The sequence below is a fragment of the Streptomyces sp. TG1A-60 genome, from assembly GCF_037201975.1.
Lineage (GTDB): Bacteria > Actinomycetota > Actinomycetes > Streptomycetales > Streptomycetaceae > Streptomyces.
Genome location: NZ_CP147520.1, coordinates 5,150,464 through 5,168,061 on the forward strand (window position 1 = coordinate 5,150,464; position 17,598 = coordinate 5,168,061).

Genomic DNA, 17,598 nt, shown 5'->3' on the forward strand with positions numbered 1-17,598 from the left:
GGCTAGGTCGTCGTCTCCCGGGACCTTCTGATCGCTCGCGCGACCCTGCGGTTCACTCGTGGAGCGCCGCCTGCTCCACCAGCGGGATGATCCGCAGCGGAACGGGGTTCTCCATGACGATCGCCGTGGCGGCCCGGACGATGCCATCAAAACCGACAACCCGGTCGATCACCCGCTGGAGATCGGCGTTCGAACGGGCCACCAGCCGGCACAGCATGTCCCCGCTGCCGGTCGTCGTGTGCAGCTCCAGTACTTCCGGCACGGTCGCCAAGTGGGCCCGCACGTCCGCCCCTTGCCCCTGCCTGATCTGCAGTGTGGCGAACGCCGTGACCGGGTAGCCGAGCGCGGCCGGGTCGACCTGCGGCCCGAACCCGCGGATGACTCCGTTCGACTGAAGCCGGTCCAGCCGGGCCTGGACCGTGCCCCTCGCGACCCCCAGCCGCCGCGACATCTCCAGCACCCCGATCCGCGGCTCGCGCGCGAGCAGGACGATCAGCCGCCCGTCCAGATGATCGATCGCCATGGGGCCTCCCCGGATGGTCATCCAGTACAGAACAAGCCCGATTATGGGTGTCGGGCTGTGCAGACTGTTCAACGAAAACGCCAAGTGTTGCGCACCTTGCGGGTGTGGGAGGAACCTGCGGCCATGGCAGCAACCTCCGCGCACACCCACTCCGTCCCCGACACCGCACGGCAGGCAGACCCCTTCCCGGTCAAGGGAATGGACGCTGTCGTCTTCGCCGTGGGCAACGCCAAGCAGGCCGCCCACTACTACTCCACCGCCTTCGGCATGCGCCTCGTCGCCTACTGCGGCCCCGAGACCGGCAGCCGCGAGACGGCGAGCTACGTCCTGCAGAACGGCTCGGCCCGTTTCGTCCTCACCTCGGTCGTCAAACCCGCCACGACCTGGGGCCACTTCCTCGCCGAGCACGTCGCCGAGCACGGCGACGGCGTCATCGACCTCGCCATCGAGGTCCCGGACGCCCGTCGCGCGTATGCCTACGCCGTCGAGCACGGCGCCCGTGGCGTCACCGAGCCCTACGAGGTGACGGACGAGCACGGCACGGTCGTCCTGGCGTCCATCGCCACGTACGGCACGACCCGGCACACCCTCGTCGAGCGCACCGGCTACGACGGCCCGTACCTCCCCGGGTACGTCGCCGCCGACCCCCTCGTCGAGCCGCCCGCCCAGCGCACCTTCCAGGCCGTCGACCACTGCGTCGGCAACGTCGAGCTCGGGCGCATGAACGAGTGGGTCGAGTTCTACCACCGGGTCATGGGCTTCACGAACATGAAGGAGTTCGTGGGCGACGACATCGCCACCGAGTACAGCGCGCTGATGTCGAAGGTCGTCGCCGACGGCACCCTCAAGGTCAAGTTCCCCATCAACGAGCCCGCCATCGCCAAGAAGAAGTCCCAGATCGACGAGTACCTGGAGTTCTACGGCGGCGCGGGTGTCCAGCACATCGCGCTCAACACGAACGACATCGTGCGGACGGTACGGACGATGCGGGCGGCGGGGGTGCAGTTCCTCAGCACGCCCGACTCGTACTACGACACGCTGGGGGAGTGGGTCGGCGACACCCGTGTCCCCGTCGAGACCCTCCGCGAACTGAAGATCCTCGCCGACCGGGACGAGGACGGGTACCTGCTGCAGATCTTCACCAAGCCGGTCCAGGACCGGCCGACGGTCTTCTTCGAGATCATCGAACGGCACGGGTCCATGGGCTTCGGGAAGGGCAACTTCAAGGCGCTGTTCGAGGCGATCGAGCGGGAGCAGGAGAAGCGGGGAAATCTGTGACCGGGCGCCTGACGGCTCGGGGCTGACTTCGATCGGGCGACCGCGCGAGGGGCCCCCACCGGCCCGTCAGCCGGAACGCTCCCCGCCCGGCACCGAGAAATAGGGGTTGAGGCGCCGTGCCTCAGCGAGGTGCCGGCGGGCCGGGGCCGTCAGGCCCAGGGCCCGCTCGATCTCCCCCGGTGGTAGGCGTACACCGCACTGCGCACCTCCCCACCGTGCGCCCTGTCGGTCGCCCGTCTCGCGAACTCCAGGGCCCGCGCGTCGTCCCCGGCCCGATGCAGCGCCCACCCCAACGCGTCCGCCACCCGCGGACTCGGCCGGCGCCCCCACTCCGCGCGCAGCACCCGCACGGCCTCCTCCGGGTCACCGTGGTCCGCCTCCAGCGCACCGAGGACGAGCGAGTCGTCCACCCCGGCGGCGGCGGACCGCCGGACCAGCGTGCGCACGACGCCGTACTGCTCCCGCGCCTCCTTCGCCCGCCCCAGCGACTCGTACAACTCACCCAGACGCAGGGCGACGTCGGCCGACGGCCGCCGTGACAGCGCCACCCGGTACGCCCGCACCCCCTCCGCCGTGCGCCCCAGCGCGGCCAGCGCCCGGCCCCGGCAGGCGTCGGCGTCGGGCCGGCCCCAGGTGGGCAGCCGGCCGGCGGCGGCGCAGTACCGCAACGACTCCTCCGGCTCGCCCCGTTCCCAGGCCAGCTCCCCGGCCCGTACCCACCACGCGGCCTTCGCGGCCGGTGTCCCGGAGGCCGCCGCGTCGGCGATCGTCGTGGCCGCGTCCTCCGGCCGCCCCTGGTCCCAGTAGACCTGCGCGGCCCGCGCCCGTGCCGCCGGGCCGGAGTTCAGGGACAGCAGCTTCTCCAGGGTGCCGCGTGCCGCCTTGTACCGGCCGAGTCCGTCGTAGGCGTCGATGAGCAGGGCGTACGAGGTCCAGCGGTCCGGCGCCACCCGTACGGCCTCCTCGCCCCACCGTTGCGCCGCCCGGAAGTCGCGGCGGACGTTCGCGAGCGCGGCCATCCCCTCCAGCGCCTGCGCGTTCTCGCGCGGGCGCAGCCGCAGCGAGGTGCGCAGCGCCCGCTCGGCCCTCGGACAGTCGGCCACGCCACCGGTCAGCCGGGCCCGCTCGGTGTACGCGACGCCGAGCACGGCCCAGGAGGAGTGGTCACGCGGGTGGTCCCGCACGCGGTGCTCCCGTTCCCGTACGAGCGCGACCACGTCGGGCAACGCGGCAGGCACTCCGGCCGTCACCGCCGCCCGCTCCCGCCCCTCGGGCCCGGCCGCCCCCACGACCCGGCCCTTCCGTCCACCGCCACCCCCGTCCGGCGGCACGACCATCAGCACACCCCCGAGCACCAGACACCCGACGACCGCCCCGGCCACCCCCCACCCCCGGCCTGCGACCCCGTGCCGTGCCGCCCGCTCCTCGTTCTCCACAGACATGTCGCTCACTGTGCGTCAACGCGGCGACCACCTCGCGCAGCCCACCGCTCGTGCCGACGGGTTCACACCGATGGCCGTCGGTGCGAACCTGTGATCATGAGCCGTATCGAAGCCCCGCGCGACGAGACGACCGGCAACCTGGTCGACCGCCTGCTGAGCGGCCTGCCACCGGAGGCGGTGCTGGCCGATCCGGAGGTCACCGCCTCGTACGCGAACGACATGGCGAGCTTCTGCGAGGCGGGTGTCCCGGCGGTCGTCGTCCTGCCCCGGACGGTCGAACAGGTGCGGCACGTCATGCGCGTCGCCACGGAACTGCGTGTCCCGGTCGTCCCGCAGGGCGCCCGTACCGGCCTGTCCGGCGGTGCCAACGCCTCCGAGGGCTGCGTCGTGCTGTCCCTGACGAAGATGGACCGGATCCTTGAGATCAACCCCGTCGACCGCATCGCCGTCGTCGAACCCGGCGTCATCAACGCGACCCTCTCCCGCGCGGTCGACGAGCACGGGCTGTACTACCCGCCGGACCCCTCCAGCTGGGAGATGTGCACGATCGGCGGCAACATCGGCACGGCCTCGGGCGGGCTGTGCTGTGTGAAGTACGGGGTGACGGCGGAGTACGTCCTGGGCCTGGACGTCGTGCTCGCCGACGGCCGGCTGATGTCCACCGGCAGACGGACCGCGAAGGGCGTCGCCGGGTACGACCTCACCCGGCTCTTCGTCGGCTCGGAGGGCTCGCTCGGCATCGTCGTACGGGCCGTGCTGGCGCTGAGGCCCAGGCCGCCGCGGCAGCTCGTGCTCGCCGCGGAGTTCGCGTCGGCCGCCGCCGCGTGCGACGCGGTGTGCCGGATCATGGCCGGCGGACACGTCCCCTCGCTGCTCGAACTCATGGACCGCACGACGGTGAAGGCCGTCAACGACCTGGCCCACATGGGCCTGCCGGAGACCACGGAGGCGCTGCTGCTGGCCGCCTTCGACACCCCGGACCCGGCCGCCGACCTCGCCGCGGTCGGGGAGCTGTGCGAGGCCGCGGGCGCCACCCAGGTCGTACCGGCGGACGACGCGGCGGAGTCCGAACTGCTGCTCCAGGCACGGCGTATGTCGCTCACGGCGCTGGAGGCGGTGAAGGGCGCAACGATGATCGACGACGTGTGCGTGCCGCGCTCGAAGCTCGGCGAACTGCTCGACGGCGTGGACCGCGTCGCAGGGAAGTACGACCTGACCATCGGGGTCTGCGCGCACGCCGGCGACGGCAACACGCACCCCACCGTGTGCTTCGACGCGGCAGACCCCGACGAGGCCCGGCGCGCCCGCGAGTCCTTCGACGAGATCATGGCCCTCGGCCTGGAACTCGGCGGCACGATCACCGGAGAGCACGGCGTGGGGATCCTCAAGAAGGAGTGGCTGGCGCGGGAGATCGGCCCGGTGGGGATGGAGATGCAGCGGGCGGTGAAGTCCGTCTTCGACCCGCTGGGCATCCTCAACCCGGGCAAACTCTTCTGACCCGCGCGCCTCACCGGGCGAGCAGCTCGGCCAGGCCGTCGTCGATGCGCAGCATGTCCGACTCGGCGCCCGGCGGGACCACCCGCAGGGTCCGCTCCAGCCACGCGGACACGGCCGCGGCCGGCGCTTCGAGCAACGCGTCCCCGTCCGGCGAGCTGAGTGCCACCAGTACCACGCCGCGGCCCGCCACCTTCGTCGGCCACACCCGCACGTCCCCGCTCCCGCACGGCCGGAACACCCCCTCGACGAGCAGTTCCCGCGCGAACGTCCAGCGGACCGGGCGGTCGGAGGTGACGTGGAAGGTGATGTGGACGGCGTACGGGTCGTCGCCGCGGTAGCCGAGCCTGGCCGGCACGGGGATGCTGCGCTCGGGTGACAGGACGAGCCTGAGCTCCAGCTCGCGCTCCACGAGGGTGTGCCGCATGGTGATCGTTCCTCTCTCGTACGGGGCCCGATGGGCGGGCCCGTACGAGTGAGAGGGCGGAGGGGCCCGAAGCATTACGCGGGTTCGCGGAACTTTCTTTCGACGAGTTCACCGGCGGATTCGCCGACGGGTTCACCGGCGGGCTTCCGCCTCGTCGTCCCGGCCCCGGCGGCGCTCTTCGCCCGTAGCAGATCCGTGCTCGAATGGGGTGGGTCCGGCGGCAGCGGCCATGGGACGTCTCGGCGTCTGGTAGATGTGGACGCCCTCTATCAACCCCCGAGCAGATACGGGACGACGGACATGAGCGCCCCAACCCCGGCCCCCGGCGACGACAGGCCCCGCGAAGGGTATTACCCGGACCCGTCCATTCCTGGATATGTCCGGTACTGGAACGGCGCCTCCTGGGTGCCGGGTACGAGCCGTCCGGCGCCCTCCGACGGCGAACCGCTCGCCGCACCGCCCGGTTCCGGCGCGGCCGGCGCCGTGGAGCAGACGGGCCCGCACTTCTTCGACGAGGACCCCGCGCCCGCCGGTGAACCGGCCCGCTCGGCCGCCGACAGCGCCCTGCACGGCTCCCGCCCCGAGCCCGCCTCCGCGTGGGGCGCCGACCGCTCCCGCCAGGCCGGCTTCGGCGACGACATGGACCGCCGGGTCTCCTGGGGCTCGACCCCCGGCACCGATCCGCGCGACCCCCGCGTCTCCCTCACGGCCGACGAGGCCGACGACGACGGCGGCTCCGGGCGTACGGCGACCACGGACGGTACGGCGGCGATCCCTCCGGCGGCGGCCGGAGACGGGGCGCCGCAGGGCACGGTGGTGTTCCGCCGCCCCGACACGTCCGGGCGGCCCCAGGCGGCCGAGGGCGCGGAACCGCCGTCGTCGGACGGCACCATGACGTTCCGTCCGGCCTCCTCGCGCGCCGGACAGCAGGGCGGAGGCCGGGGCGCGGCCGTGCCCGCCGGTGCCTTCGGCGCGCCGCTCACCAGCGCCCAGGCCGCCGCCCAGCAGGCCCTGGGGATCGGCCCGCAGTCCTCCTCGCCCTCGACGGCGCCGTCCGGCCCCCAACAGGGCCCGCAGTCGGGCGGCGCGGCCCCGGCCGTCCCGGCTCCCGCGGCTCCCGCGGCTCCCGCGGCTCCCGCGGCGGCGGTCGCCCCGGCTGCCGCGGTCGGCCCGGCCACGCCCGCGGCCCAGCGCCAACCCCAGCAGCCTCCGTTCGGCGGAGCCTTCCCGCAACAGACGCCGCAGCCCGCGCCCGCCCCGCAGCCCGCGCTCGCCCCGCAGGCCGGGCCTGCCCCACAGCCCACGCCCGCCCCACAGGTCCCGCAGCCCGCGCCGGGCGTGCCCCCGCAGGCCGCCGCCCGGCAGTCGGCCGAGCCCCCCATGACCGTCGGATCCGGCGGCGGGCAGCCTTCCTGGGCCCAGCAGGTGCACCGGCTGGCCGGGGGCGAGGGAGAGCAGCCGGTCGCGCCGTGGAAGCCGGTGGTGGAGGACCCGTTCCAGGCGGTGGCGCGGCGGCAGGCGGAGGCCCGGCCGGCGGGGCTCGGCAGAAGGCTGGCCGCCCGGCTCGTCGACAGCCTCCTCGTCGGCGCCGTCACGGCCGTGGCGGCCGTGCCGTTCGGCACGAAGGCCGTCGACCACCTCCACGACAAGATCGACGCGGCCAGGCTCTCCGGCGAGAAGGTCACCGTCTGGCTGATCGACGGCACGACCTCCGTCTACCTGGGCATCGTCCTGGGCGTCCTGTTCCTGGTCAGCGCCCTCTACGAGGTGCTGCCCACCGCCAAGTGGGGACGCACCCTCGGCAAGAAGCTGCTCGGCATCGACGTCCGGGACATCGAGGGCCACGAGCCCCCGTCCTTCGGGCGCTCCCTGCGCCGCTGGCTCGTCCACACCGTCTCCGGGCTGTCGGGCATCGGTGTGATCGGCCTCCTGTGGTGCGTGATCGACAAGCCGTGGCGTCAAGGCTGGCACGACAAGGCGGCGCACACGTTCGTGGCGGACAGGTAGCGCCGCGGGTGTCGCGGGCGGGCGACGGTACGGGCCGGACGGACGGTGCACGGATCTCGTACCGCGTACCCCGGACGGCCCCGCGCCGGATGCGGAGCAGAGGGGTTCGGGGTCGACTCGGGCCATGAGCACCGAACCGCCGCCCCACGGCTCCGGTCAGTCCCCGGACGACGACCCGTTCAGGAAGCAGTCGCCCCCGCCGTCGTACGGGAGCGGGCCACCGCCCTCCGGCGGTGGTCCCCACGACGGTGGCTCCTCCGGCTGGGACTCCTCCGGCGGCGGCGCCTACGGTGGTGACCCCTACGGCGGCGGGCAGTACCCCAATGACCCGCTCTCCGGCATGCCGCCGCTCGCCGACAGCGGGAAGCGGGTGCTCGCGAGGATCATCGACATGATCCTCGTGGCCATCGTGGTGGGACTGCTGGCGTGGGCGTTCGGGATCAGCCAGTACGCGGCGGGCTCGGACGACTTCGAGTTCGGCAAGTCCCTGGCCCAGGAGACGATCGCCGCGATCCTCTACATCGGGTACGACACCTTCTTCACGGTCAGGGACGGCCAGACCCTCGGCAAGCGGCTGATGAAGCTGCGGGTGGCGAACCTCAACGACGGCTCCACCCCGACCATGCAGACGGCGCTGACGCGCGCGGCCGTGCTGTGGATCCCCTTCGCCTTCTGCTGCGCCTGCGTCTGGACCGCCATCGCGGGCGGCTGGAGCTTCTTCGACAAGCCCTACAAGCAGGGCCTGCACGACAAGGCGGCCAAGACGGTGGTGGTCAGCACCGGTTGAGCCGAGGCGCCGGGGGAGTACAGGTGCCGGGGGACCGAGGCGCCGGGTGAGCGTGCGGTGACACGACGACGGCGGGTCCGTGATCCACGGGCCCGCCGTAGCGTTGCAGCAAGCTGTCACCGAGTGCCCTTCAGGAGCCCGTCGTCTCGTGCACCGGCTTCCGGACGGGCTCGGCCGCCGTGGTGACCGGGGCGGTCCGCGTCGGGGCCGGGACCGGGGCCGCGACGGACGCCTCCCGGCGGCGCACGGCGGCGCCGGGCGCGGGCCTGGGCAGCGGCACGGTCAGTGCGACGAGCAGGCCGAGGGCCAGGGCGGAGAGGGCGATCACCGTGATGCCCGCGCCGGAACTCGTCTGTGACAGCAGCAGCATGGCGAGGGTGGACAAGATCACGGTGCAGGAGCCGTAGGCGAGCTGTGCGGTCGTCGGACGAGGCATGGCAATCGTGTCCTCGGGTGGGGTCTCCCCGTGCCTCTCACGATGAAGGGGAGGTTGCGGATACGAATCAAAGGTGAAGCGTCGTCGACTTGGCTTCCGCCGACTTCCGGCGCTCAGCCAATCGACCCTATTCGCCAGGGTGCCCGAGCGGAACGACGGGTAAGCGTGACCTGACACACGGTGCCGGGTGCACGGGGGGCGCACGGATTCATGGGGTCCGGCCAAGTGGACGCATATGCGCGCCGGTTCGGTGACGGGCGAGGGGCGCTCGTAACGGCCGGATAACGAACAAGCGCTTCCTGTGGACACTGATAGTGCACTTGACCTGCACAAGTCAAGATCTGTTTTTTCTCTCGAAACTCCGGTCGAATGACGTCACTTGACTACACGCGTATACCGCGCGCGGACTCCTCCACGACCGGGGCCATCCCCTTCCGCGCGTACGGGCGCGGGGAGGAACTCAAGTGACCAGTAGACCCTGGACGTTCAGAGCGGCGGCGATCGGCGTCGCACTCGCGACGGCCGCGGCGACGTTCTCGACCTTCGCTGTGGCGCAGGCCGACGACGGCAAGTCGACGGCTGCCGCGAACCGGCACGACCCGGCGGACCACGCCGGGCACGACGAGCACGACGAGCACGACGAGCACGACGAGCACGACGAGCACGCTCATGACCACGACCTCGAAGGCCCCCTGAGCAAGACCCAGGAGGCCCAGCGCGAGGAAGCCCTTCAGCAGGTCATATCCGGCGACGCCACGGTCAGGGACCGTGACGGCTCGAAGGTCGTGCGGCTGAAGAGCAAGAAGGGCAAGAGCAAGTACGTCGAGCTCGGCCGCGAGAAGACCGACAAGATCTTCACGATCCTCGTCGAGTTCGGCGACGAGATCGACAGCCGCTACGGCGGCACGCCCGGCCCGCTGCACAACCGGATAGCCGAGCCGGACCGCACCCAGGACAACTCCACGGCCTGGCAGGCGGACTACGACCGGAAGCACTTCCAGGACCTGTACTTCGGCACCGGCAAGAAGGCCGAGTCGATGAAGAAGTACTACGAGAAGCAGTCCTCGGGCCGCTACTCGATCGAGGGCGAGGTCTCGGACTGGGTCAAGGTCCCCTACAACGAGGCCCGCTACGGCTCCAACCACTGCGGCCAGTCCACCTGCTCCAACGTGTGGCACGTGGTCAGCGACGGGGTCACGGCATGGGTCGCCCAGCAGAAGGCGGCTGGGCGCACCGACGCCGAGATCAAGGCGGACGTGGCCGAGTTCGACCAGTGGGACCGGTACGACTTCGACGGCGACGGCGACTTCAACGAGCGCGACGGCTACATCGACCACTTCCAGATCGTGCACGCCGGTGAGGACGAGTCCGCGGGCGGCGGCGCCCAGGGAGAGGACGCCATCTGGGCCCACCGCTGGTACGCGTTCGGCTCCGACGCGGGCGCGACGGGCCCCGACGGCAACAGGCTCGGCGGCGCCAGGATCGGCGACACCGGCGTGTGGGTCGGCGACTACACCATCCAGCCGGAGAACGGCGGCCTCGGTGTCTTCGCCCACGAGTACGGCCACGACCTCGGTCTGCCGGACCACTACGACACCACCGGCGGCGGCGACAACTCCACCGGTTTCTGGACCCTGATGTCCTCCGGTTCCTGGCTCGGCACCGGCAAGGAGGCCATCGGCGACCTGCCCGGCGACATGACCGCCTGGGACAAGCTCCAGCTCGGCTGGCTCGACTACGACACGGCGAAGGCCGCGACGAAGTCGAGGCACAAGCTTGGTGTCGCGGAGTACAACACCAAGGACAAGCAGGCCCTCGTGGTCGAGCTGCCGAAGAAGACGGTCACCACCGAGATCGTCGAGCCGGCCCAGGGCGCCGGCCAGTGGTGGAGCGGCAGCGGGGACAACCTCTCCCACACGCTGACCCGTTCCGTGGACCTCACGGGCAGGTCCTCGGCGGCGCTCACCCTCGACGGCTGGTACGACATCGAGGCCGAGTACGACTACCTCTACACCGAGGTGTCGACCGACGGCGGCGCCAACTGGACGGCGGTCGACGGCACGGCGGACGGCGCGGCGATCCCGCGCGACGCCAGCGGCAAGCCGGCGCTGACCGGTTCCTCCGCCGAGTTCAAGAAGCTGTCGTACGCCCTGGACGCCTACGCGGGCCAGAAGATCGACCTGCGCTTCCGCTACCAGACGGACGGCGGCGTGGCCCCGACGGGCTTCACGGCGGACCGGATCACCGTCACCGCCGACGGCACGGCCCTGTTCACCGACGACGCCGAGAGCACGGACGCGGCCTGGACGTCGAAGGGCTTCTCCCGTATCGGCGCGTCGATCACGGACGACTACGCGCAGTACTACATCGCTGAGAACCGCCAGTACGTGTCGTACGACAAGACCCTGAAGGTCGGCCCGTACAACTTCGGCTTCTCGGCCACGCGTCCGTCCTGGGTGGAGCACTTCCCGTACCAGAACGGTCTGTTGATCTGGAAGTGGGACACCTCGCAGGCGGACAACAACACCAGCGTCCACCCGGGCGCCGGTCTGCTCCTGCCGGTCGACTCGCACCCGAAGGCGCTGAAGTGGGCCGACGGCACGGTGATGCGCGCCCGGATCCAGTCCTACGACTCGCCGTTCAGCCGGTACCGCACGGACGGCCTCCGGCTGCACAACGCGGACGTGCTGACCCGGATCCCCTCGTCGAAGGGTGTGTCCACGTTCAACGACCACACCAGCACGTACTACGACGCGGAGGCTCCGCTCGCCGGTGTCAAGATCACTGACACCAACACCAAGATCAAGATCGTCAAGGAGGCCAGGGACGGCTCCACGATCTCGGTCCAGGTCGGCCCCGCGGTGAAGTAGCCAGCATTTCCGCAGGTCAGACCATGTCCGGCCGCGACCCTCTTGGCGGGTCGCGGCCGGACGTGTTTAGGTGCGGGGTGTGGCCTTCTTATTGACACTGACGCGTACGGGGGTGTGACCTGCATGGCCGCAGGAGGTTTCTGCAAACTGCCGGACGGCAATGTCGTCGTCGCACTCAACCTGCCCGGCACCACGGCGGGGGGTGCGAGCCTGCCGCTGCCGGGGGCCTGGTCCGGGGGCGTCTCCGGGGCGGTGCTCGGGGTCGCGTCCGGAGCGGTGTCCGGCGTTCCGGCCGGGTACGGGGCGGTGTCCGGCGCGCCGGCCGCCGTGATGTCCGGCGTTCCGGCCGGGACTGTGCCGGGTGGCGGTGCCGTACGGGTCCTGGTGCTGGCCGCCAACCGTGCCCGTGCCCTGACCCGGCTGCGCAACCTGGGCATGCGCGCGATCTACCTGCGCGGCAACGCGGCGCCCCCGACCCCGGACGAGATCACCGCGGTCCTCCACCACCCGGACGGCCTCATATGGCGCACGTCGCCGACCTGCCCGGCTTCCACGACCCCGGAGCTCTGGCACCCGATCAGGGCCCTGCTGAGGCGCCCCACGGTGCGGGTGTGAGCCGGCCCGGAGCCGAGCGTGGCGCGGCTTCGCCACCGGCGCCCGCCGGGTGCCGCCGCGCCGGGCGTGAGGGTCTCGCGGGCTACACCACCGGCTTGCCCGACAGTTCCACGCCCGCCTCGCGCAGCTGGTCCAGGGCCCGTTCGGTGGTCTCCTCGGCCACGCCGGCCGTCAGGTCGAGGAGGACGTGGGTGCGGAAGCCCTCTCTCGCGGCGTCCAGGGCGGTGGCGCGTACGCAGTGGTCCGTGGCGACGCCGACGATGTCGACCTCGGTGACGTCGCGGGCGCGGAGCCAGTCGGCGAGGGCGACGCCGTTCTCGTCGGTACCCTCGAAACCGCTGTAGGCCGCGGCGTACGCCCCCTTGTCGAAGACGGCGTCGACCGCGCCGGAGGCGATCACGGGGGCGAAGTTGGGGTGGAAGCCGACCCCCTCCGTGCCGGCGACACAGTGGGCGGGCCAGGAGTCGGCGTAGTCCGGGTTGTCCGAGAAGTGCCCTCCGGGGGCGATGTGGTGGTCGCGGGTGGCCACCACATGCTGGTAGCCGGGACCGGCCGCCTGGCCGATCAGCTCGGTGATGGCGGCGGCCACATCGGCGCCGCCGGCCACCGCGAGGCTGCCCCCCTCGCAGAAGTCGTTCTGCACGTCAACGACGATCAAGGCGCGGCGCATGGTGTCGGTGTCCTTCGACTCTTCGGGGTGGGTGGGACGGGTGGGGTCGGCCGAGCTGCTGGACTTCGAAACTACGAACTTCCGAGCCTAGACACTTCGAGAGCTGTTCGGGAGGGGGCGTTGGGCGCTCGTCCGGTGCGCGGGCCGGAGCGCGGGCCGGACGCGCGGGCGCTGCGCGGCCCGTACCGGAGCACACCGGGCACGTTCACCCCGGACTCAGACGTACTCCGTCGGGATGACCGCCTCCCCGCGGGACAGCTGCGTCGCCGACAGCGGCAGGTTCGCCCGCGCGGCCGTGTGCCGTTCGCGTACGGCGTCCAGCGGCTCGCGGGTGAGGACGTGGCCGTCCTCGATCAGGTGGACCAGGAGCTGCCGGTCCTGGAGTTCCCCGGGGACCGTCCCGGTGCCGAGGACCTCGGCCTCGGCGACGCCGTGCCCGTCCAGGCGCCGCGCCGCCCACTTGCGGCCCCCGACGGACGTCTTGCCGCCGGTGGACCTCTTCGCCACGGGCAGGAGCGGGGCCGTGGGGTCCGCGGACCGCGCGCGGGCGACGAGTTTGTAGACCATCGAGCAGGTGGGGTGGCCGGAGCCGGTCACCAGCCGCGTTCCGACGCCGTACGCGTCCACGGGGGCCGCCGCCAGGGAGGCGATGGCGTACTCGTCGAGGTCCGAGGTCACGATGATCCGGGTGTCGGTCGCGCCCAGCTCGTCCAGCTGCTGCCGCACCTGGTGGGCGACGAGGAGCAGGTCACCGGAGTCGATGCGGACCGCGCCGAGCTCGGGCCCGGCGATCTCCACGGCGGTCCGTACGGCCTCGGCGACGTCGTACGTGTCGACGAGCAGGGTGGTGTTCCGGCCCAGCGAGTCCACCTGGGCCTGGAAGGCGTCCCGCTCGCGGTCGTGGAGCAGGGTGAAGGCGTGGGCGCTGGTGCCGACCGTCGGGATGCCGTAGCGGAAACCGGCGGCCAGGTCCGAGGTGGAGGTGAAGCCGCCGACGTACGCGGCGCGCGAGGCGGCCACGGCGGCCAGCTCGTGGGTGCGCCGGGCGCCCATCTCGATCAGCGGGCGCCCGGCGGCGGCGCTCGACATCCGGGAGGCGGCGGCAGCGATCGCCGAGTCGTGGTTGAGGATGGACAGGATCACGGTCTCCAGCAGGACGCACTCCGCGAAGGTGCCCTCGACCCGCATGATCGGCGAGCCCGGGAAGTACACCTCGCCCTCCTGGTAGCCCCACACGTCTCCGCGGAAGCGGTAGCCGGCGAGCCAGTCGAGGGTCTGCGCGTCGACGACGGAGCGCTCGTGCAGGAAGCCGAGGACGCCCGGGTCGAAACGGAAGTTCTCCACCGCGTCCAGCACGCGCCCGGTGCCGGCCACCACGCCGTACCGGCGTCCCTCCGGCAGCCGTCGCGTGAAGACCTCGAACACCGAACGCCGCTCGGCCGTGCCTGCCCTCAGCGCGGCCTGCAGCATCGTGAGTTCGTACTGGTCAGTGAAGAGCGCGGTCGAGGGGACGTCGACCGGCAAACCAAGGTCCGCTGTGTTCATGGCAAGGGATCCTACCCCCATCTCGTCAGTCTGACGATTTCTGATCGATCGGTTTCGCGGGCCCCGGTCGCAGGGCCGCGTTTGTGCGTGCACCCCCCTGTGGTGGCAGCATGGGCGTGTGACGGCAGCCGTACCCATGGAGATCGAGAAGACCGAGCCGACGGAGGAGGTCTTCGCCGTACCCGAGCCCGACGTCCCGTGGGTGACGATCGTCCACAACGACCCGGTGAACCTCATGAGCTACGTGACGTATGTCTTCCGGACGTATTTCGGGTACTCGAAGGACAAGGCCACCAAACTCATGCTGGACGTCCACCACAAGGGCCGCGCGGTCGTCTCCAGCGGAACACGCGAGGAGATGGAGCGCGACGTACAGGCCATGCACGGCTACGGTCTGTGGGCCACCCTCCAGCAGGACCGGAAGTAGCGACGCACCTGATGCCAGGACAATTCGAAGCGCTCCCCGGCGGCGGCGCGGCCGTCGCGCTCGACGAGGTCGAGATCTCCATCATCCGCTCGCTGGCGGTGCAGCTCCTGGAGCTGATCGGTCCGGGCCCCGCCGAGGACGCCCACGACGACCCGCTCGCCGAACTCTTCGCCGAGGGCCCGAGCGAACCGCCCAAGGACCCCGTCCTGCTGCGGCTGTTCCCGGACGCCTACAGCGACCCCGAGGGCGCCCCGACCGCCCGGGAGGCGGAGGAGCGGCGGGCGTACTCCTCGGAGTTCCGCCGCTTCACCGAGAACGACCTGCGGGCCGGCAAGCGGGACAGCGCCCTCGCGGTGATCCACTCCCTGGACGCGCCGGCGGCGGCCGGTGAGGGCGGGGCCGTGCTGAAGCTGTCCGCGGACGACTCCCGGCAGTGGCTCGGCTGCCTCAACGACCTGCGCCTCGCCATCGGCTCCCGCCTCGACGTCGTCGACGAGGAGGACACCGACCTCCTCTACCGCCTCCCGGACGAGGATCCGCGCAAGCCGATGGTCATGGCCTACCTGTGGCTGGGCGGCCTGCAGGACTCGCTCGTCGCGACGCTGATGCCCTGAGCAGGCGACTCGGTGTCCTGAGCAGGCAACCTCGGTGTCCTGAGCAGGCAACTTCGGCGCCCTGAGTCCGACGCGTCGTTTTTGGTCTCCGTTCGCTGAGGGGACGCTCAAATCCGGATAACGATCGCATCACCACCCCTGGGGTTTTGTCCCCCGGGGTGTTTTTTGTGATCTCCGTCACCAATGCGTTTGTGAAAGCCGTGGTAAGACTTCCGGAATTCCGGTGCGGCGCCACCCCTGCCGCGTCACGGACGAACCGGCCGTCGTCGGTGCGTCCGACCCATCCGACCAGGGGTAACCCAGCCCGGGTCCGCGGGCTGTCCCGCTCCACGCGCCGAACGGACAACGGCGTCGCTCCACGACCGCTACCCGCACTGCTGCGCCCCGCCAGCACGTCCCCGCGCCACCGAGGTAACTCGATGTCTCTCGAATCCATCACCACATCCATCGACGACGCCGTCAGCGGCTTCTTCGAACCCGTCGCGAACTCTGTCGGCGACGTCGTCTTCTACTCCGTCTCCGTCGGCGGCACCGATCTCCCGATCATCGTCGCCTGGCTCGTCGTCGCGGGTCTGGTCTTCAGCGCCTGGTTCGGTCTGCTCCAGATGCGCAAGTTCAAGCTCGCCCTCGACGTCGTACGCGGGAAGTACGACGAGGACGACTCGCCCGGTGAGGTCAACCACTTCCAGGCACTGACCGCAGCCGTCTCCGGCACCGTCGGACTCGGCAACATCGCCGGTGTCGCCGTCGCCGTCTCCATCGGCGGCCCCGGCGCCACCTTCTGGATGATCCTGTGCGGTCTCCTCGGCATGGCGACGAAGTTCGTCGAGGTCACCCTCGGTGTGAAGTACCGCGAGGAGCACGAGGACGGCACCGTCTCCGGTGGCCCGATGCACTACCTGCCCAAGGGCCTCGGTGAGCGCTTCGGCAACGCCGGCCGCACCTTCGGCAAGGTGCTCGCCGTCGCCGCCTCGATCATGATCCTCTTCTTCGGTCTGATGGGCGGCAACCTGTTCCAGACCAACCAGAGCTACGCGCAGGTCGCCTCGACCTTCGGCGGCGAGGACGGCTTCCTGGCCTCCTCCGCCGGTGCCATCCTCTTCGGCCTGGTCGTCGCCGCGCTGGTCGGCCTGGTGCTGCTCGGCGGCATCCGCTCCATCGCCAAGGTCACCAGCCGGCTCGTCCCGGCCATGGCCGGCATGTACATCGTGGCCTGCCTGATCGTCATCCTGGCCAACGTCACCGCCGTGCCCGACGCGATCGGCACCATCTTCAGGGGCGCGTTCGAGGCCGAGGGCGTCGCCGGCGGTGTGATCGGTGCCCTGATCGTCGGCTTCCAGCGCGCGGCGTTCTCCAACGAGGCCGGTCTGGGCTCCGCCCCGATCGCCCACTCCGCGGTCAAGACCAAGCACCCCGCGAGCGAGGGTCTGGTCGCCCTGCTGGAGCCGTTCATCGACACGGTCGTCATCTGCACCATGACCGCGCTGACCATCGTCATCGCCAACCCGGCCAGCTGGGCCGAGGCCCGCGAGGGCGAGAGCATCGGCGGTGTCACCATCACCTCCGACGCCTTCGGGACCGTGCTGCCCTGGTTCCCGAACCTGCTGACCGTCGCGGTGCTGCTGTTCGCCTTCTCCACGATCCTGACCTGGGGCTACTACGGCCTCAAGGCCTGGACGTACCTCTTCGGCAAGAGCAAGGCCAGCGAGACCACCTTCAAGGCCCTGTGGAGCTTCTTCGTGATGGCGGGCTCGCTGCTCTCCCTCGACTCGCTGATCTACCTGGGCGACTCGGCGCTGTTCCTGCTGTCGGTGTTCAACATCATCGGCCTCTACCTGCTCGCCCCCGTCGTCAAGCGCGAGCTCAACTCGTTCCTGGCGTACGTCAAGGCCCGCAAGGCCGGTCTGCCGGGCGACGCGCCCGAGAGCGACACCGTCAAGGCCGTCTGAGCCGCACGGCCCACCGGTGTGGACCGCCCCGTACCGCCCTGCGGTACGGGGCGGTCCACTGCTTATCCTGACGACCATGCTGACCATCACCCAGGCCCTCGTCGACCAGATCGTCGCCCACGCGCGCAAGGACCACCCCGACGAGGCGTGCGGCGTCGTCGCGGGCCCGGCGGGTTCGGACCGCCCGGAGCGCTTCGTCCCGATGCTGAACGCGGCCATGTCGCCCACGTTCTACGAGTTCGACTCGGGCGACCTGCTCAGGCTCTACCGCGAGATGGACGACCGCGACGAGGAGCCGGTGGTCATCTACCACTCCCACACGGCCACCGAGGCCTACCCCTCCCGCACCGACATCTCCTACGCCAACGAACCGGGCGCCCACTACGTCCTCGTCTCCACCGCCGACACCGACGGACTCGGCGACTTCCAGTTCCGCTCCTTCCGGATCGTCGAGGGCGAGGTGAGCGAGGAGGAGGTGAAGACCGTGGAGGCGTACTGACGGGAACGCGGCGCG

General features: G+C 71.2%; 15 protein-coding genes and 1 pseudogene. 10 read left to right on the forward strand and 6 right to left on the reverse strand.

Annotated elements, in window-relative coordinates:
• Positions 1-52 precede the first annotated feature (52 nt).
• On the reverse strand, positions 53-523 hold the full coding sequence (locus WBG99_RS22355) for an Lrp/AsnC family transcriptional regulator (RefSeq protein ID WP_338898013.1): 471 nt from the start codon (positions 521-523) through the stop codon (positions 53-55).
• 123 nt (positions 524-646) lie between these two features.
• Here WBG99_RS22355 and hppD point away from each other — a divergent pair, with 123 nt between their 5' ends.
• The gene (gene hppD, locus WBG99_RS22360) at positions 647-1,801 is read left to right on the forward strand and encodes a 4-hydroxyphenylpyruvate dioxygenase (protein ID WP_338898014.1); all 1,155 of its coding nucleotides are present in this window, start codon (positions 647-649) and stop codon (positions 1,799-1,801) included.
• Positions 1,802-1,950: 149 nt separating this feature from the next.
• On the opposite strand, the gene WBG99_RS22365 is transcribed toward hppD, so the two are convergent.
• On the reverse strand, positions 1,951-3,243 hold the full coding sequence (locus WBG99_RS22365) for a tetratricopeptide repeat protein (protein WP_338898015.1): 1,293 nt from the start codon (positions 3,241-3,243) through the stop codon (positions 1,951-1,953).
• A gap of 90 nt (positions 3,244-3,333) precedes the next feature.
• Between WBG99_RS22365 and WBG99_RS22370 the strand changes: the two genes are divergently transcribed.
• A complete protein-coding gene (locus WBG99_RS22370; protein ID WP_338898016.1) occupies positions 3,334-4,740 on the forward strand; it encodes an FAD-linked oxidase C-terminal domain-containing protein in 1,407 nt (468 codons plus the stop codon).
• 10 nt (positions 4,741-4,750) lie between these two features.
• Here the strand turns inward: WBG99_RS22370 and WBG99_RS22375 are convergent, their stop codons facing one another.
• Positions 4,751-5,164 carry an SsgA family sporulation/cell division regulator gene (locus tag WBG99_RS22375; RefSeq protein WP_338898018.1) on the reverse strand — a complete coding sequence of 138 codons (414 nt, stop codon included), beginning with the start codon at positions 5,162-5,164 and terminating at the stop codon, positions 4,751-4,753.
• A gap of 300 nt (positions 5,165-5,464) precedes the next feature.
• Between WBG99_RS22375 and WBG99_RS22380 the strand changes: the two genes are divergently transcribed.
• Positions 5,465-7,171, forward strand: a complete 1,707-nt coding sequence (locus WBG99_RS22380) for an RDD family protein (protein ID WP_338898019.1) — start codon at positions 5,465-5,467, stop codon at positions 7,169-7,171.
• Positions 7,172-7,295: 124 nt separating this feature from the next.
• On the forward strand, positions 7,296-7,958 hold the full coding sequence (locus WBG99_RS22385; protein ID WP_338898020.1) for an RDD family protein: 663 nt from the start codon (positions 7,296-7,298) through the stop codon (positions 7,956-7,958).
• A gap of 130 nt (positions 7,959-8,088) precedes the next feature.
• Here WBG99_RS22385 and WBG99_RS22390 read toward each other — a convergent pair whose 3' ends face one another.
• Complete coding sequence (locus tag WBG99_RS22390) at positions 8,089-8,394, reverse strand: hypothetical protein (protein ID WP_338898021.1); 306 nt, start codon at positions 8,392-8,394, stop codon at positions 8,089-8,091.
• A 464-nt stretch (positions 8,395-8,858) separates the two neighbouring features.
• On the opposite strand from WBG99_RS22390, the gene WBG99_RS22395 reads away from it, so the two are divergent.
• Positions 8,859-11,264, forward strand: a complete 2,406-nt coding sequence (locus WBG99_RS22395; RefSeq protein ID WP_338898022.1) for an immune inhibitor A domain-containing protein — start codon at positions 8,859-8,861, stop codon at positions 11,262-11,264.
• Between the two features lie 366 nt (positions 11,265-11,630).
• A pseudogene (locus WBG99_RS22400) lies at positions 11,631-11,879 on the forward strand (hypothetical protein); the annotation flags it as partial.
• 82 nt (positions 11,880-11,961) lie between these two features.
• On the opposite strand, the gene WBG99_RS22405 reads toward WBG99_RS22400, so the two are convergent.
• Both WBG99_RS22405 and WBG99_RS22410 read right to left on the reverse strand, forming a co-directional pair.
• Complete coding sequence (locus WBG99_RS22405) at positions 11,962-12,549, reverse strand: isochorismatase family protein (protein WP_338898023.1); 588 nt, start codon at positions 12,547-12,549, stop codon at positions 11,962-11,964.
• Between the two features lie 216 nt (positions 12,550-12,765).
• Complete coding sequence (locus tag WBG99_RS22410; protein ID WP_338898024.1) at positions 12,766-14,094, reverse strand: nicotinate phosphoribosyltransferase; 1,329 nt, start codon at positions 14,092-14,094, stop codon at positions 12,766-12,768.
• 136 nt (positions 14,095-14,230) lie between these two features.
• On the opposite strand from WBG99_RS22410, the gene clpS reads away from it, so the two are divergent.
• The 4 genes from clpS (at position 14,231) to WBG99_RS22430 (ending at position 17,583) form a co-directional block, all read left to right on the forward strand.
• Positions 14,231-14,521 (forward strand): ATP-dependent Clp protease adapter ClpS, encoded by a 291-nt coding sequence (clpS, locus tag WBG99_RS22415; RefSeq protein WP_338900440.1) that lies wholly within the window; start codon positions 14,231-14,233, stop codon positions 14,519-14,521.
• A gap of 11 nt (positions 14,522-14,532) precedes the next feature.
• Positions 14,533-15,135 (forward strand): DUF2017 domain-containing protein, encoded by a 603-nt coding sequence (locus tag WBG99_RS22420; protein WP_338898026.1) that lies wholly within the window; start codon positions 14,533-14,535, stop codon positions 15,133-15,135.
• Between the two features lie 419 nt (positions 15,136-15,554).
• A complete protein-coding gene (locus WBG99_RS22425; RefSeq protein WP_338898027.1) occupies positions 15,555-17,084 on the forward strand; it encodes an alanine/glycine:cation symporter family protein in 1,530 nt (509 codons plus the stop codon).
• Positions 17,085-17,160: 76 nt separating this feature from the next.
• Complete coding sequence (locus WBG99_RS22430) at positions 17,161-17,583, forward strand: M67 family metallopeptidase (RefSeq protein WP_338898028.1); 423 nt, start codon at positions 17,161-17,163, stop codon at positions 17,581-17,583.
• Positions 17,584-17,598 lie beyond the last annotated feature (15 nt).

Coding starts and splice junctions, on each gene's coding strand:
- WBG99_RS22355 (WP_338898013.1), bottom strand. CDS start 523: ATGGCGATCGATCATCTGGACGGGCGGCTGATCGTCCTGCTCGCGCGC.
- hppD (WP_338898014.1), top strand. CDS start 647: ATGGCAGCAACCTCCGCGCACACCCACTCCGTCCCCGACACCGCACGG.
- WBG99_RS22365 (WP_338898015.1), bottom strand. CDS start 3,243: ATGTCTGTGGAGAACGAGGAGCGGGCGGCACGGCACGGGGTCGCAGGC.
- WBG99_RS22375 (WP_338898018.1), bottom strand. CDS start 5,164: ATGCGGCACACCCTCGTGGAGCGCGAGCTGGAGCTCAGGCTCGTCCTG.
- WBG99_RS22380 (WP_338898019.1), top strand. CDS start 5,465: ATGAGCGCCCCAACCCCGGCCCCCGGCGACGACAGGCCCCGCGAAGGG.
- WBG99_RS22385 (WP_338898020.1), top strand. CDS start 7,296: ATGAGCACCGAACCGCCGCCCCACGGCTCCGGTCAGTCCCCGGACGAC.
- WBG99_RS22390 (WP_338898021.1), bottom strand. CDS start 8,394: ATGCCTCGTCCGACGACCGCACAGCTCGCCTACGGCTCCTGCACCGTG.
- WBG99_RS22405 (WP_338898023.1), bottom strand. CDS start 12,549: ATGCGCCGCGCCTTGATCGTCGTTGACGTGCAGAACGACTTCTGCGAG.
- WBG99_RS22410 (WP_338898024.1), bottom strand. CDS start 14,094: ATGAACACAGCGGACCTTGGTTTGCCGGTCGACGTCCCCTCGACCGCG.
- clpS (WP_338900440.1), top strand. CDS start 14,231: ATGGAGATCGAGAAGACCGAGCCGACGGAGGAGGTCTTCGCCGTACCC.
- WBG99_RS22420 (WP_338898026.1), top strand. CDS start 14,533: ATGCCAGGACAATTCGAAGCGCTCCCCGGCGGCGGCGCGGCCGTCGCG.
- WBG99_RS22425 (WP_338898027.1), top strand. CDS start 15,555: ATGTCTCTCGAATCCATCACCACATCCATCGACGACGCCGTCAGCGGC.
- WBG99_RS22430 (WP_338898028.1), top strand. CDS start 17,161: ATGCTGACCATCACCCAGGCCCTCGTCGACCAGATCGTCGCCCACGCG.